Annotated in this window: 16 protein-coding genes; 8 read left to right on the forward strand and 8 right to left on the reverse strand. The window is 47.7% G+C overall.

Annotation, left to right across the window (positions count from 1 at the left end; all coding sequences use genetic code 11):
- The 6 genes from purK to KGF65_RS02280 form a co-directional block, all read right to left on the reverse strand.
- On the reverse strand, positions 1-1,131 hold the full coding sequence (gene purK, locus KGF65_RS02255) for a 5-(carboxyamino)imidazole ribonucleotide synthase (RefSeq protein ID WP_050339687.1): 1,131 nt from the start codon (positions 1,129-1,131) through the stop codon (positions 1-3).
- Positions 1,115-1,597, reverse strand: coding sequence for a 5-(carboxyamino)imidazole ribonucleotide mutase (purE, locus tag KGF65_RS02260; protein WP_050339689.1), 483 nt, complete (start codon positions 1,595-1,597; stop codon positions 1,115-1,117). Before purE ends, purK begins: the two co-directional genes overlap by 17 nt.
- Before the next feature lie 319 nt (positions 1,598-1,916).
- Entirely contained in the window at positions 1,917-3,233 is a 1,317-nt protein-coding gene (locus KGF65_RS02265; protein ID WP_050339690.1) for an NAD(P)H-dependent oxidoreductase, read from the reverse strand.
- Between the two features lie 14 nt (positions 3,234-3,247).
- A complete protein-coding gene (locus KGF65_RS02270; protein WP_050339692.1) occupies positions 3,248-3,856 on the reverse strand; it encodes an NADPH-dependent FMN reductase in 609 nt (202 codons plus the stop codon).
- Positions 3,857-4,088: 232 nt separating this feature from the next.
- Complete coding sequence (locus tag KGF65_RS02275) at positions 4,089-5,099, reverse strand: lipoate--protein ligase (protein ID WP_088770892.1); 1,011 nt, start codon at positions 5,097-5,099, stop codon at positions 4,089-4,091.
- An 11-nt stretch (positions 5,100-5,110) separates the two neighbouring features.
- Positions 5,111-5,902, reverse strand: a complete 792-nt coding sequence (locus KGF65_RS02280; RefSeq protein WP_181185344.1) for a tyrosine-protein phosphatase — start codon at positions 5,900-5,902, stop codon at positions 5,111-5,113.
- Between the two features lie 258 nt (positions 5,903-6,160).
- Here KGF65_RS02280 and KGF65_RS02285 point away from each other — a divergent pair, with 258 nt between their 5' ends.
- Positions 6,161-6,796, forward strand: coding sequence for a carbonic anhydrase family protein (locus tag KGF65_RS02285; RefSeq protein WP_101873043.1), 636 nt, complete (start codon positions 6,161-6,163; stop codon positions 6,794-6,796).
- Positions 6,797-6,821: 25 nt separating this feature from the next.
- Positions 6,822-7,631, forward strand: coding sequence for an alpha/beta hydrolase (locus tag KGF65_RS02290; protein WP_101873042.1), 810 nt, complete (start codon positions 6,822-6,824; stop codon positions 7,629-7,631).
- 1,204 nt (positions 7,632-8,835) lie between these two features.
- Here KGF65_RS02290 and KGF65_RS02295 read toward each other — a convergent pair.
- A complete protein-coding gene (locus tag KGF65_RS02295) occupies positions 8,836-9,810 on the reverse strand; it encodes an asparaginase (RefSeq protein WP_003639451.1) in 975 nt (324 codons plus the stop codon).
- A gap of 445 nt (positions 9,811-10,255) precedes the next feature.
- Here KGF65_RS02295 and KGF65_RS02300 point away from each other — a divergent pair, with 445 nt between their 5' ends.
- The 6 genes from KGF65_RS02300 to KGF65_RS02325 are packed head-to-tail and all read left to right on the forward strand — an operon-like array spanning position 10,256 to position 15,197.
- Positions 10,256-11,014 (forward strand): ABC transporter ATP-binding protein, encoded by a 759-nt coding sequence (locus tag KGF65_RS02300; protein ID WP_050339697.1) that lies wholly within the window; start codon positions 10,256-10,258, stop codon positions 11,012-11,014.
- Between the two features lie 30 nt (positions 11,015-11,044).
- Positions 11,045-12,826: an FtsX-like permease family protein gene (locus tag KGF65_RS02305; protein WP_101873041.1), complete on the forward strand. Its 1,782-nt coding sequence runs from the start codon at positions 11,045-11,047 to the stop codon at positions 12,824-12,826.
- Between the two features lie 22 nt (positions 12,827-12,848).
- On the forward strand, positions 12,849-13,124 hold the full coding sequence (locus KGF65_RS02310) for a hypothetical protein (RefSeq protein WP_050339700.1): 276 nt from the start codon (positions 12,849-12,851) through the stop codon (positions 13,122-13,124).
- Between the two features lie 27 nt (positions 13,125-13,151).
- Positions 13,152-13,523, forward strand: coding sequence for a GntR family transcriptional regulator (locus tag KGF65_RS02315; protein ID WP_003639455.1), 372 nt, complete (start codon positions 13,152-13,154; stop codon positions 13,521-13,523).
- Positions 13,520-14,398, forward strand: a complete 879-nt coding sequence (locus KGF65_RS02320; protein WP_065674838.1) for an ABC transporter ATP-binding protein — start codon at positions 13,520-13,522, stop codon at positions 14,396-14,398. The genes KGF65_RS02315 and KGF65_RS02320 overlap by 4 nt, the downstream gene beginning before the upstream one ends.
- Entirely contained in the window at positions 14,388-15,197 is an 810-nt protein-coding gene (locus KGF65_RS02325) for an ABC transporter permease (protein WP_101873040.1), read from the forward strand. Before KGF65_RS02320 ends, KGF65_RS02325 begins: the two co-directional genes overlap by 11 nt.
- 130 nt (positions 15,198-15,327) lie before the next feature.
- Here KGF65_RS02325 and KGF65_RS02330 read toward each other — a convergent pair whose 3' ends face one another.
- Complete coding sequence (locus KGF65_RS02330) at positions 15,328-15,798, reverse strand: universal stress protein (protein ID WP_050339706.1); 471 nt, start codon at positions 15,796-15,798, stop codon at positions 15,328-15,330.
- Positions 15,799-15,875 lie beyond the last annotated feature (77 nt).

Consider the following 15,875-nt stretch of genomic DNA (forward strand, 5'->3'; position numbering starts at 1 on the left):
TCATTGTTCCCCTTTCAGAATTGAAACTGATGCCAATGCTGCGTCAATATTGTGATTTAACACGGTGACGTGGCCCATCTTCCGTTGCGACTTGATCGCCGCCTTGCCGTAATCATGAAAATGCCATTCGGGATGGTTGATCAACTGCTGCCGAGCAAGTGTCAAATCATCGCCCAGTAAGTTACGCATCACTGCCGGACTAGTCTGGACCACAGCGGGAATCGGCAACCCACAAATGCTACGAATATGTGCTTCAAATTGCGAAATATTGCAAGCTTCAATCGTATAGTGGCCCGAGTTATGGGGTCGCGGCGCTAACTCATTCACAATTAAAGTGTCATCTGGTAAGACAAAGAATTCGATGCCGAGAACCCCTCTTAATTCAAGTGCCTCAGCAATTGAAACCGCGATTTTACGCGCAGCGGCGTGGACACTGGCTTGCACGTTCGCCGGGGCAATCGTGGTGTGCAGAATATGATGTTGATGTTGGTTTTCAACGAGTGGGAAGGTCGTCACGACATCCGCTGCACTGCGCGTCACCATCATCGAAACTTCCGTCTGAAATTCTTGGCGTGCTTCCAAAATACAAGGATGGGCGAGCAGCGCCTCCGCTTCCGGTGTAATGGTCGTTGATGCTAAATCAGCTTGGCCGTGGCCGTCGTAACCGCCCGCCGCCGTTTTGAGAATGGCCGGGGTTCCGACCCGGTTTAACGCATAATTCAAGGATTGACGGTCATTGACTGGTGCAAATGGTGTGACTGGAATGCCATGGTCATGTAAGAATTGTTTTTCGTTCAGCCGGTCACCCGTAATATGCAGTAATTCGGTTCCCTGTGGTAATTGGGCGTATGCTTGAGCCGCCTTCAAGGCCGTCTCATCAACGTTCTCGAATTCATAGGTCAACACATCACTCCGCCGCGCTAAATCGAGTAAGGCGGCCTCGTCATCATAAGCCGCAACAATTTGAAAGTCCGCGACTTGAGCGGCTGGCGCTTTGGGCGTCGGATCTAAGACACCAACTTGATAGCCCATCGCTTTGGCGCTTAGTGTCATCATCTGTCCAAGCTGCCCCCCACCGACGATGCCAATGGTGGCTGGTGGTAAAATCGGCTGTTTAAAACTGGCGTTCACTTTGCTCAGCCTCCTGACGTTGTTTGTCTCGAAAATCACTGATTGCTTGTTGGACTGCTGGCTCGCGTAGCCCAATAATTTGAGCGGCCATCAAAGCGGCGTTTTTGGCACCGGCCTCTCCGATCGCCATCGTGGCTACGGGAACCCCCGCTGGCATTTGAACGATTGAGAGTAATGAATCGACCCCGTTCAACGCCTTCGTCTTAATTGGCACCCCGATGACTGGAAGAACAGTATTGGCAGCCAACATTCCAGGAAGATGAGCCGCTCCACCGGCACCCGCAATAATGACTTGTAGTCCCCGCTCAGCAGCCTGTTCGCCGTACGTCTGCAACGTCTGCGGCATCCGATGTGCCGAAATGACGTGGCGTTCGTACGAAACACCCATTGCTGTTAACCGTTCGGCGGCCAATTGCATCGTTGGCCAATCCGAAATTGATCCCATCACTAACCCAACTTTTGCCATCACGATCCCTCTTTCTCTGTTTTCACCATTAGTTTAGCAACCAGCTGGTCCGCTGTCAACGAATTTCTTAACTTTATTGATTAATTAACGTTTTAATGTTCGTGTTATTATCCGACACAATTTTGCTAATATTTCTTCATTTTCCAACATAAACCGCTATTTTAGTTAATTTAAAGCTATTTTAGCGAATCATCTTCCACCCCTTCTCAGGGCTCGCCATAATAATATTAATATTATAATTACCGAACAATCCCTGATTGCACAAAAAAAGAAGCTTTCAAGCATTAGTGGACTTGAAAGCTTCTTGAAACACATTCGATTATTTGGCTGAAGCACCGGATACATCATCAACGGCTGGTTCTTCAGGCTTAGTTGGTTCTGCTGCCGTATCGGCTGAAGCGCCGGAAACGTCATCGACAGCGGGTTGTTCTTCCGTATCCGCAGAAGCACCGGATACATCATCTGGTTTAGTTTCCTTGGCTTTAGAAGAAGCACCAGAAACCGCGTCAGTCTTCGCATCTGGATCAGGTGCTAACATCTGTCCAGTCTGCTTCAAGTAATACTTAACGATTGGTAATAAGTCGAGGACAAACTCGTTGATACCTTTGTATTCGCCCTTGTCGTCATGTAAGGCTTGGTAGTAATGCATGACATACTTATTTGGAATCCCGGGTACCGGTAACTTGAAGAGGTCAGTCTCACCGGTCCGCAGCATGTGAACCGCCCGTTTAACCCCAGGAACGGCCCGCTTAGGATGACAGTCTGCTAACGGGTTACCGGCTTGTGCTGGCGTCCGTGAGGCTAACATCTTGTCGCCGTCCATCTGGTGGTTATAGTAGAGGAACTGGTTGTTGGCATCGGCATAAGTTAATTCCATTGGCATTGAGTTCAAGAACCAGTTCAACTGGTTGACTGTCAATACCCCGCGGTCTAACTTAACGTAGTCGTCACCTTCAGCAGCGTGGGTCTTAGCTGCCGCTTGTTCGACCCAGTCAGCAGCATGCATGTTGACGCCTTTAATGGTCGTCTCAACTTCGCCCTTCGCTTCGAGGTCTTCATTCTTCCAGTCATCCGCATGCGCTTCTTTGTCCATCGCGTTGACCATCTTAACAAACTTGAGGAACTTACCTAACGTTTCTTGTAGGAATGAAACGGTGCGGGCGTCTTTTAAATTATTTTGATCATCAAAGGCTTGCTTGACTTCACCCAATAAGAATTCATTACCCGGCATGACCACTGCGTCCACACCAGGAGATTCCAAAATCTGCCGTAAGTTCAACTGTGCTCGCGAAGAACCTTGGTCATAGTATGAAGCACCCACGATCAAGACTGGTTTACCAGACATTGGATGAATCTTGAATGATAACCATTCGATGACGCTCTTCAAGGCAGCGGTAATCGTGTGGTTGTGTTCAGGCGTCGCAATAATGACCCCATCTGCTTGCATAATTTTCCGCTTCAGATATTGAACGGCTTCGCCTTCCGTCTGGTCGTCACTTTGGTTAAACATCGGCACGTCTTGAATGTCCAAGATTTCAACGTCCACCATGTCACTAAAATGATTAGCGATAAACTTCAACAATAACCGATTATAAGACTTATCTTCAATTGACCCTGCAATTCCAACTAATTTCATACGTCTCGCCCTCTCTATAGTTTTTCCCAATCCATGTCGCGAACTTCTTGGTACGTCGTTGCGTTCGCGTTCTTAAGCTTTTTCGTGATTTCGACAAACATTTGGAAGTCAGCGAATAACCCATCTAACTTAGCCACCTGTTGGTCATCTACCAAGTCGCCGTCATCATCGAATGCTTGTAATGAATGGCCGAGCATAAATTCAGAACTTGGCATGATGCGCGCGCGTAATTCAGGTGAGTCCAACACTTGCCGCAAATGCGCTTGCGCCCGTGAAGTCCCTAGTGCCCCATAGGAAGCCCCTAGAATCATCACTGGCTTGTCCACAAATGGTTGAATATGGAATGAGAGCCATTCCAATGCATTTAACAGCACAGCTGGCGCCGAATGGTCATATTCAGGCGTACTGATGATTACCCCATCAGCGGCGTCGATTTTAGCGGCCATCCCCTGAGCTTGTTCTGGAATCTGCCGGTTCTCTGGCTTGTTAAAAATCGGTAGCCCCTTAATTTCCATTAATTCGATTTCTGCTTGATCCGCATAGTGGGCCTGCATGTATTGCAATAACTTGCGGTTCGTCGATTCATCTGAATTGGTACCAACCATTGCGATAAATTTATGCATCGAAAACAACTCCTTCTATACTCAAATAGTCAAATATTATATATTTTCTAAATTAACAATTATATTGTAATGGATTTCACTAAAGAAAGCAAAACAATTTTAAACGCTTTCAGTTAAATTTAATAAATAACTGAATTAACTTATCTCAAGTCTTTTCGCTTGTTCAAGTCGATTCAGTCGTCTACGCGGCTGCTGACAAAAATCGCCATTTAACCGGATTTTTCACAAAGTATTAGGGTGCAACCAATAAATCAATCAATTGGTCGCGGTCAATGTTACCAAAATATTGGCTCAAATCGAGGGGTGCCAGCGCGGTCGCAATCGCCTGCCGTTCGTATTTGACGCCAATTAGGTGGTCAATGACGGGGTCAACCGGTTGCGCACCAAAGAAGTCACCGTAAATCGTGACGGTTTTGATTCGGCCCGCATCCACGTTGAGTTGAAACTCGACCGTTCCCGCATCAAAATGGCGCCGTTGTTTGATCGTAAAGGCCGGTGATTGCCCGTAGATCCAGTCCCAATTTTTGAAATACTGCTGATTGAGTTCAGCGATGCCCGCACGAGCCTCATCATCAAGCTGGTAGGTCTTCGCCTGCTTCAAATCAGTCACCCCGAGGATTTCACGTGCCAGCGTATCCCGGAATTCTTCGATGGTCAGCTGCTGGTACTCGGGTGCCATGTACGGCTTCAAATTAGTGACCCGACTGCGAACGGACTTAATACCTTTCGATGCGAGCTTGTCCTTAGGTACCGTCAGCGCCTTCGCAATCTGGCTTTGGTCGACATCATACATCAATGTGCCGTGTGAGAACATCCGGCCATTTTCAACGTGCATCGCGTTGCCAGAGAATTTCTTACCGTCAATCAACAAGTCATTGCGGCCGCTCATCGTCGCACCGGTCGCACCCATTGCGTGTAAGGCGTTGAGAACCGGTGCGGTAAAGCGTTTGAAATTACCGAACCCGTCACCGTCGTCTTTGGTAATAAAACTAAAGCTAACATTGCCTAAATCATCATAGACCGCACCACCGCCAGATGTCCGGCGCGTCAAAATAATATGCTGCTGTTTCACATAGTCCTGATTGATCTCCGCAACAACGTTTTGGTAACGACCCACGATAATGCATGGCGAATTAATATAAAAATACAGAATTGGTTCGGTCAAGTCTGCGTGAGTCATCAAATAGGTCTCAATCGCGAGATTCGTCCGAATATCATGACTAGAACTTGCTAAATAGCGCATCGTCACACTTCCTATTCCAAATAGATTCGTTGCAAATCCTTGATTTCATTATTGGTCAGCTTCAACTCAGTATGCAAATAGTGCGTCAAATTACCAGATTGGCGCTTAATTTCGGTCATTGCAGCATCTAAATAAGCCGAATCGACTGACCACAGCGCACGAATACTTTCAATCGTTTCCGCTGAAGCACCTTGAGCCTTGGCCGCTGCCATCGCGCCGTTGATTCGGCCAATCGACGCTTGGTTGGTCAGCAAATAATCTTGTTTGATGGTCGCGAAATCGACACCCAGCGCCGTTAATAAGTACACGGCGCCCATGCCAGTCCGGTCCTTACCGGCTGTACAATGGAATAACAGCGTTGAATCAGGTTGGTCATTCGCTAGTAAGTTATCGAAGAACCGGCGATACTCATCCTTAGCGTGCTGTTCATCTGCGACCATCCGGTAAACCTTGAGCATGTGTTTGAAGCCACTATCCGGATGCTTTTCCAAGTTCGCAGTCATCTTGTCCGTGCCATCTGAATTACGCGTCTCATCGACGTTAAAGACCGGTGCATAGACGTACTTAGCATTAGCTGGCACCCGGTCAGGCGCATCTAATACTTCTTTTGGTGAACGAAAGTCGATGTCATAGCGAACACCATAATCGTCCAATTGCGCTTGACCAGCCGGTGTGAGTTGGTCGAGGCCGCCCGTCCGAATCACTTTATGCCACTTGACCGTGCGTCCGTCTTTAGTCGCGTAACCACCGAGTTCGCGAAAGTTGATACCACCTGGTACCGTTAATACACGTTGATTTGTCATTGTTGAAGCCACCTATCTGTTGTCATTTCAACTTCTATTCTAACATTGTCTTCCCCTCAATCGGGTGCCAATTGTCTGATTGTTGTTTTTTAACACCCGATGTGCGGTTGAATTTGCAGGTTGCAGCTGATTCACCACCGATTATGATTGGGTGTTATAATGTTTACAGATTCAGACGTTCGTGGCTGTTTGGTTCAAGTTAGACCGGGTCACAGCGCGCTAAAATTTATCACGGGTTTTATTAACGGAGGATTTACGATGACATTTGACTACGCACACCAAACTGACTGGCCGATGACTAGTGGTCAGCACCAATCACCAATTGATATTCAAACCAGCAAAACGCAGGATTCACAACTTTCAGCCATTAGCTGGCGTGGTTTATACCAAGCACAATCGATTACTGGCGAAGCAACGACACTCAAAGCGCACGGGATTGGCGCGGCCTACTTGAATGACCGCGATTTCACCTTCCAGCAGTTGCATTTCCACACGCCAGCCGAACACCTGATTGACGGTCAAGCTGCGCCCATCGAATGGCATTTGGTTCACCAAAGCGCTACCGGTCAGTTAGCCGTGGTCGCCGTCTTTGGCCGCATTGGCAAGCCTAACCAGTCATTTCAGGGTTTATTAGACCAATTTACGCCGGAAGCAAGCCATGACCTCACTGAACCAGTCAATCTGACCGAACTACTCCCAGACACCGGGACGGTCTATCATTACCTCGGTTCATTGACGACGCCACCACTTAGCGAAACGGTCGAATGGTACGTTTGCGCCGACACGGTCATGATTGGTGAAGAACAGCTGGCTGCTTATCAACACCTATTTGCCGCAAACAACCGGGCAGTTCAACCACTCAATGACCGACCAATTATTGCCGAACGCTTCTAAAATAAATGCTTAATGGGGTGAGCATATGCCAAAAAAGGTAATCTGGGGATTAATTGCCTGTGGCTTATTCCTGCTAATGATTATTGGGTTAGGCTTGACGACCCAGATTCATCAGGATCAGACGAACCACGTGGTGACCAAACAAAAACGACCGCTGATCATGATTGGCGGCAGTAGTAGTAGCCTGACGGATTTTGACGACATTATTCGTTCGCTCAACAAAACGGATCGGCATCCGTTGATTCGGGTAACCATTACTGCTGATCAACAACTGAAAGTCACTGAAACCCGCGTCAAAAATACGACCATCAACGACGCGTTAATCGTGATTTTTTTCGAGAACAGTACCGATTCCAACGACAATATCAAAACGCAAACGACGGGCTTAGCTAAAGCAGTCCGCTACCTCAAGCACCACCAACACCTGACGACCGCCAATGCGCTGGGCTACTCGAATGGTGGCCTGATTTGGAGCCGCTACCTCGCTGGGTTGAGCACTGATAATCCGTTAAGCGTACACGACTTGATGGTTATCGGCACCCCGTTTTTGGGTACCGATGCGGAAAATCCGGATAAAACGCTGTATGACCCGTTGCTCGACCATAAAGCCGCCTTCAAAAAATTACACGCCGTCATTAATGTCGCTGGCGATACTGGGGATGGCAACGACGACATCGTCCCACTCAGCAGTGTTAACGCGGGTGGCAAGTTGTTCATGAATAACGTCACGCGCTACACCGCCATGACCGTCAACCAAAAATCCATCAGTCACGGTGACTTATTACATGAAGCCTACGTGGCGCGTCTCATTCGGCAAAACCTCATTAACCAATAAATCAAAGCTCATCACATTCAGTATCAACTAAAAAACAAGCCGAACACGGTTAGTCAACTTCAGCTAAAGTTGGCAACCGTGTTCGGCTTGTTTTGTTTTAGAGACACAACCATTATTACGCATGTGCTAGGTAACTTGTCATGAATCATGGTTAAATCATGCCAAGTTGGCGTCCTGTTCGTCAGCCAATGGACGTCTTAGTCCGACCTCCGGGGCTGGCTGACAACGCTGGAACAGGGCGGACATCGATTTGAACTCACGCAGAAGACCACTGCGCAATTTCAAATACGAGTCTTCTTCTAGCCCGGGAACCCCACCCGGACAAGAAGAACTTCGCCCTTGAGCATTGTCAGCCAGCCCCTACAGTCGGGAAGCCGCTCGAATGGCAGATGAACGGCCACCTATCTGGGTGTAATTGACCGCTGAATATTAAGTGACTGGTCCTTCAGGTAAACTTTTAATTGGCCTCAATAATGCTTTATCACACTTAATCATTGAAAAAACAGTTGAATTTTATTCGCAAGATTCAACGGACATTAGTCTTAGTTGATAAATTACCTTCGTTTATAATTTGAAACTTTGCTATCTCAAACGACTAGGGAAAGTTTTGACAAATTCAGTGAAACTGTTGATTCGAAAAGTTAAAGCATGGGTTAGGAAGCTTAGTTATCATTAGAAACTAATCTGACAGTTCAATATCAAAGTCCCCGTGTACCAAGGAACCAACGACTAATCCAACAAAAAGTTGAGTTCGCACATGTCTGCCTTTCGAATACCATCCCGGCTGGAAGGTATTCTGGGCAAGGCCAAGTGCTTCTCAGAGTGTGAGGTTCAGACGGGTCGGGACTGAGGATTAGCCTAGCTAGAGCGTTAAGCGGTGCATTTCCGCTTGGCGTTCTGGCGTAGCTAACCGGAAGTCCCAGTCTGACCTGAACACGTTTCGTCCATATCGCAGCCAGCGTGAAAGACCAGTATTTAAGACGTGGGTTGTCGGCTTAAATCTGTGTCCACCACGTCACGGCCATTGCCTAGAATGCCTGGAAGCCGGCGTAGGACGTCGCTACAACAGCAGGTTCACGCTAACTCGCACTGTTTCCAGCGGGTCTAGGCTGGCAGCTTTTGAACTTAAGAAATGTCATGATTTAACCATCTTTGATGCTAAAGAATAACTAGCACAACGCGCTTCAAGGCACTAGCTCCCGATTTAAGAGTTCGCCGTCGCCACAAAGCGTGCTAGTTCGTCTGTTGACATGCCGGCACTTACGCCGACTAGTAGTTTGATTCGTGCCTTTTGACCATTCAAGCCTTGGCAGAAAATCACACCCATCTGCTTCAATTGCACGCCGCCACCCTCATAAGCGTAAACGTCTTGTGCAATTCCGTTGAAGCACCGTGAGACGAGTACGACTGGAATCTGCATATCCAAAAGTTTTTGAACCGCTGGCAAGGTTGCCGGTGGTAAGTTACCAGCACCTAGCGCCTCAATCACGACTCCGTGCGTCGTTGGTTGTGCGATGGCATCAAATAATTCTGGCCCCATCCCGGCATAGGCTTTAATTAAGAAGACATTGTCGGTGACGCTTTGAATCGGGCAGACCGTTGAACGCAGTAGTGATTCGAAGAAGACCACGCCTTTATTGGCAACTAATCCGATTGGCCCAAAAGTGGGTGTCCGGAAAGTGGCCACGTTGGTCGTGTGGGTCTTCGTCACGTAACGGGCCGAGTGAATCTCATCGTTCATCACGACGAGCACGCCCTTTTCGGCCGCATCCGGCGTACTGGCCGTTTGAATCGCCGTTTCTAAATTATGCAACCCGTCCGACCCGATTTCATTGGCCGAGCGCATCGCACCGGTAATCACGACTGGTAGCTCATTCGGTAACGTTAAATCCAAAAAATAAGCCGTTTCTTCTAATGTATCCGTTCCATGGGTGACCACCACGCCATCAACACCTTCGTGGGCCGCTTTATCGATGCGTTGCTTCAGTTGCAACATCCGTGCAGGCGTAATGTGGGGTGAAGGAACATTGAAGACATCTTCAGTTTCCAACTCAATATCGGCACCGAATGACGATTGATAATTGTCCAACGGATTTTCTGCACCGGGCGTCACGTTGCCAGCTTCATCCGCCGACATGGCAATCGTACCACCGGTATGTAGTACCAAAATTTTTTTCACGTTAGCTCCTCCTGTCTTATCATGTGCGGATCATCCGCATCTTCAGTAAAAATTATTTTAGGCCTGCCATCTTAGAATTGCAATCCGCCCTCACCGCTTCTTCATGTCAACTTCCTTAGATTCTCATACAACGTATCCTCACAACGAACGCCAGCAAAAAAAGATAGCCGCTGATTGGTTAGCCAGGTAGTTACTTAGTTACTTAGTGACTTGGTGACTCACTTTTGACCGGACTAACTAACCTCAAGTTGGCCAAATCATCAACCAATCGCTAAATTCCGCTAATTATTTTATCGTGCTAATCCCCCGTCATAGCTGACTTTTCACCCGCAAGCGGCTATCAAAAGACAAATTATGTTTGACAGAATAGCTAGTTGCCTTTATAGTTAGTTACATAAGTAATTAACCAAATAACAAACTAACAACCCAAAAGGAGTTTTACAAAATGACAACGACACCGATTATGACTGTCAACGACCTGCATAAGACGTATGGTAAGGCCGGCAGCAAACAATACGAAGCCTTGAAGGGCATCGACTTCAACGTCCAACCCGGCGAATTTGTCGGCATCATGGGGGCCTCTGGTTCCGGGAAGACCACGCTACTGAATATGCTAGCCACTTTAGACCAACCAACTAGTGGTGAAGTCACGATTCGCCAGCAACCCATCACCCATTTAAAAGGCAATCAACTGGCCGATTTTCGTTCCAAGGAGATTGGGTTCATCTTCCAAGACTTCAACTTATTAGAAACGATGACGGCTTATGAAAACATCGCCTTGCCGCTGTCATTGCAAAATACGCCTAGCAAGCAAATCAAACCGGCCGTCGAAAAAGTAGCCCAACAGTTAGGTATTCAAGAATTTCTCACAAATTATCCAAACGAACTCTCTGGTGGTCAAAAGCAACGGGTCGCAGCGGCACGGGCCCTCATCAATGATCCTGCAATTCTCTTTGGTGATGAACCGACCGGCGCACTAGATTCCAAGTCCGCGCGGGAATTGCTTGATTTATTTACCAAAATCAACCAGGAACGGGCCGTCTCAATTCTGTTGGTAACTCACGACCCCTTCTCAGCTAGCTTCTGCCAACGGATCCTGTTCATCAAAGACGGACAGATTGGGCAAGAACTGAAACGGGGAACGGCCAGTCGGAGCGACTTTTATCAACAAGTGCTTGATAACCTCGGGACGTTTGAACAATAAGCGAAATTAATCAAAAGGAGTTTTATCACGATGTTAACTAAACTTGCCATGACCGGGTTCAAACACCGCTGGCGCGATTATCTGGTCCTATTTTCAGGACTGATCATGTCCAGTGCGATCTTCTACATGTTTGAAGCCCTCGCCACCAACAACGCGTTCTTAAAACAAAACACCAGCATCGGTATGGTCGGCTTTATCTTCCAATTCGGCTCAGTCTTACTGACGATTATCACGTTAGTCTATATCGGCTATGCCAACTCATTTTTACTCAGCATGCGCAAACGCGACTACGGCCTCTTTATGATGGTCGGTGCGCGTAAAAGTAAAATTGGGCAGCTAATTTGGTTGGAAACCTTACTGGTCGGCGTTACTGCGACAATTGTCGGTATCCTAGTCGGAACTGCCCTGACTGCCGGCGTAAGTCAAATCCTAATCAACAGTTTAGGCCTGACACTACACCGCTTTGCCGCTTGGTACGCCCCCGCCGCACTAGTCACGATTCTCTTGTACGTCGGATTATTCCTGATTGCCGGCGTCTTCAACCTGATTGCCTTGACTCGGACCCCTGCTTTGAAGCTGCTCCATAGTAACGACCAACCCAACCGGCCGCAGCTCAAACCAATGCGGCAATTGCTCGAAGTCATCGCAGGCTTGATTTCTATCGCGATCGGTTACTGGGCCATGGCCAACTTGGAAACACTCGTGCTGGCTGGTATCGGTATTGCCCTAGTCACCATCGTTTTAGGCACGTACCTGCTATTTAACGCCATCTTCGTTTGGCTGATGGTCGCCCTGAAACGGTTCAAGTTCGCACAACGGGGCTTAAACGGCTTCACGCTTTCTCAGCTGAGTTTTCGCATCCGTAATTACACTAAGATGCTATCGATCGTCGCCATGTTATTCGCACTGGCACTGGGTGCAATCACAGTCGGGATGGGCTTTCACAGCCAGATCCCACTGATGGCCAACGCCAACAACGCCTATGATATGGGCCTCGTTAACACGACCAAGTCTGAGCGTCAACAAATCGCGGCTATAAAGCCAAAGACGACCCACACTTATCATTTTAAAGCGACTAAAAAAGTGACTTACTATCGTGCGGCTGAATTCAACCAACAGCCCTTCACGACCATCAAAATGCAAAACAAGCATCAATTGGACTACCGACCAGTTCAAAATAATGCCGCTAAGTTACAAAAGTCGTTTGACAACTATCAACTGACCCAGCTTCAAGGCGGTACCATGGCCGCAACGACACCAGTTTTCTTGTCCGAAACGGCTTACGCGAAGCTCGCCCAGCCTGAACAACGCCTGACCGTTTTCACGACCAACAGTGTCCTTGAACACCGCAGCGCACTTGCCAAATTAGCCAAGGAACACTTCCACACCACGAATCCTGAGCAATACGGTGGTCGCTATGCGATGTATCAACTCGTCAACAGTATGTATTCCGGCCTTGAATTCATGGGGATGTTCCTCGGAATCGCCTTCTTAGCCATGTTAGCTAGTTGTCTGATGTTCAAAATTTTATCTGGGGCCGCCGCTGACCAACATCGGTATGCCATGCTTGATAAAGTCGGCACGACCCGTCGTCAATTGACCGGGGCTATCAACAAGGAAATCGCCGTACTGTTCATCTTACCCGGTATCGTGGGGATCGTTCACGTCTTGTTCGGCTTACAAATGTTCAAAATCATCATGGTCACGTCACCTTACACGGGCATCTGGCTACCGTTTCTAATTTTCGCCGGCCTGTACCTGTTGTACTATCTGATGACCATCACCATCTACCGGCGCATCGTTTTAGAATAACCTTTTGGAGGAGGGAACAATCATGGTATACTTTGGATTAGTCGCTTTATTAATCGTTATTACACCATTACACCGTTACGCGCTCGCAAATCGTCGTCAATTTTGGTTAGGCGCGCTCATGCCGCTCTTATGGCTGGGCGTCAACCTCGGACTTGCCTTCCAGGTCGTCTTTGAACACCAAGACGTGCTCTTAGCCGTTCTGGGCACCCTCCTCCTAGGTTCTAGTTGGATCGCTGCTCGCATCGACCGTACCGAACGACAACTGCACCAGCCGCAGCATAAGGTCACAACGAAATAGGGCAATCACTGCAATGAGGTGAATAGAATGCAGTTCAACTTTAATAGTACGGAACCAATTTACTTGCAGGTTGCCGACCAAATTGAAGAAGCTATCTTTACTGAAACCTTCGCTGAAGGTGAGCAAATTCCTTCGACAACCGAGATTTCTAAAGAATTTCATATCAATCCTGCGACCGTTTTAAAAGGCATGAACATCCTAGTCGACGCCCAATTGATTGAAAAACGTCGGGGGGTCGGGATGTTCGTCATCAGTGGTGCGCAACAGCGCATTGTTGATAAACGGCGCGACCAATTCTATGCGGATTACGTCAAAAAATTAGTCAGTGAAGCGCAGAAATTGCACATCACTCAGACTGAACTAGCAAAATTAATTGAACGGGGGTTTTCTGAATCATGAGTATTCAAGTTCAGGCCGTCAAACAGGCCTTTCACAGTCAGGTCGTTCTGGATGAACTTAACCTGACCATCGAACCTAACACGATTTACGGACTGTTGGGCCGCAATGGCGCGGGGAAAAGCACCTTGCTGAACATTATCAGCAATCGCATCTTTGCCGATAGTGGTACCGTGACGATGGATGACGAATCCATGCGTGACAACGACCGGACCTTGGGCAGACTATACTTGATGAGTGAAGTGAACCTCTATTCTGACCGAGCACGCGTCAAGCAACTTTTCAAAACGACCGCTTATTTGTACGGCAGTTTTGATTTCGCCTACGCTGAAAAATTAGCCCAGACATTTGGACTCGACCTAAACACCCGCTTCGGTAAATTGTCGACGGGATACCGCACGATTTTTAAACTGATTGTGGCGCTCTGTGTGCCGGCCGACTACATCTTCTTGGACGAACCCGTCCTCGGTCTGGATGCCAATCATCGTGAGATTTTCTACCAAGAACTTATCGAAACGTACAGTGAGCACCCGCGGACCTTCGTCATTTCGACCCATCTGATCGACGAAATCGCCAACATCGTTGAACACGTCTTCGTGCTCGACCAGCATCAGATCGTGATTGATGGCGATGTCTCCGATATCCTCGCGCAATCGTACGCCGTCACGGGGCCACAGGCGGATGTCGTCGCCTACACGAACGGCCTCAACGTTATCGGTCAAGACGCACTGGGTGGAATCACGGCCCACTATGTCTATGGTGGTTTAGATGATAATCGGCCAATTCCAGACACCGTCAAGATTGAACATCTCGACCTGCAAAAACTATTTATCAACCTGACTAACACCAAGGAGGAGGCCGCCACTCATGTCAACTAAAGTACAACGGACCACCCGTTATTTATTGTTGGACCAGTTAAAATTAGCTGGTTGGTCGTTTTTCGTTCTGATATGGCTATTTGCCGTACTCCCATTGTTGGTTGACCTGCTGACAGGTAATCTCAGTCACTACTCCTTCTTCCAGGATCTTGCTAGCATGAATCTTGGGGCCCTATTCTTCTTACTGATTTTTATATTTGGTGCCTTAACGTACGACAACTTCAAGCTGTTCATTCAAAACGGAATTTCGCGGCGCACGTACTTCAGTGCGCGCCTGCTATCATTGATTTTAATGAGTGCGTTGTGCGTGATTATCGGTGGAATTCATTTCTTCGCCTTCCACGCCCCCTACATGCATTGGAGTACGCAACAGGCCCTATTAAAGACGGGGACCTCGCTTTACGCCTACGCTTTTGGTTCCAATGTCACGCTTAACGTTGCCTTGAATCTGATCTTTAACTGGATTTTCTACATTGGAACTGGTTTGACCGGCATGGCTTGTGGTACCCTGCTCGCTTTATTCGGCAAATGGGCCAAAACCATCTTGATTATTGGGGCGCCCATTCTAGGCGTCATCGCAATTTGGTTACTCACGGTGGTGATTGTTCGCAATCAATCCAGTTTTAGCTACACCGGTTTGGAAGCCTTCCTGAAATTCCTAGTCGGTTACCCCAGTCATGGGCCAGCCGACGCCGGCTATTTCAACCCGATCATGCCATTGATTACCATGTTAGTTGGTTGTGGCGTCATCGGAACATTGGCTTACCTGTTCAATCGTAAATTACGGATCAGAAACTAAATGTGACGCAAAATACCTGAGCGACTTGTTGTTAAAAGTCAGCTCAGGTATTTTTTGATTTATTCAAAAGTATTGTTTTTGATCATAAACTACTGATTTATCGGTCAGTGATGACGGATTGACGTAGCGGTTACTTTTCAACTTGCGTGTTTTCCAAATCCGTTTTAACAACGATCACGTCAGTCAGTGCGTTACGTTGCACATAGGTCGTCACAGAACCTTCAAGCACCCGTTCAACCGCGTTCAGACCAGTCGCACCCATCATAATCAAATCGTTATGATGATCCTTGACGAAGTCCTGTGAAATAATTGGCTTGGGGCTGCCCATCCGAATGTGAAAGTCAATGTCATCGAAGCCATCCTTCTTAATTTGACCGACCGTTTCTTTCAAATAGGCTTCTGAATCTTGGACGAGCTGATACGTAATATCGCCATCAGCTAGCCCAGCTAAATTATAGCCAAACTGTCCAGGATCAATGACAGCTAACACGTCAATGTGCGCGTCATTCCGCTTAGCAACCGCCACCGCTTTATCCAGTGCGATTTCCGCTTGCTCTGAACCATCTAGGGGAACTAAAATATTCGAATATTCTTGTAACATTTACGTCACGCCCTTTCCATCTGCTAACCTTATTTTAACATTTATCGCCATTGAATGCGTTGTCATTTTCAAAAGCG

It is taken from the genome of Lactiplantibacillus sp. 30.2.29 (genome assembly GCF_018991255.1).
GTDB lineage: Bacteria > Bacillota > Bacilli > Lactobacillales > Lactobacillaceae > Lactiplantibacillus > Lactiplantibacillus pentosus.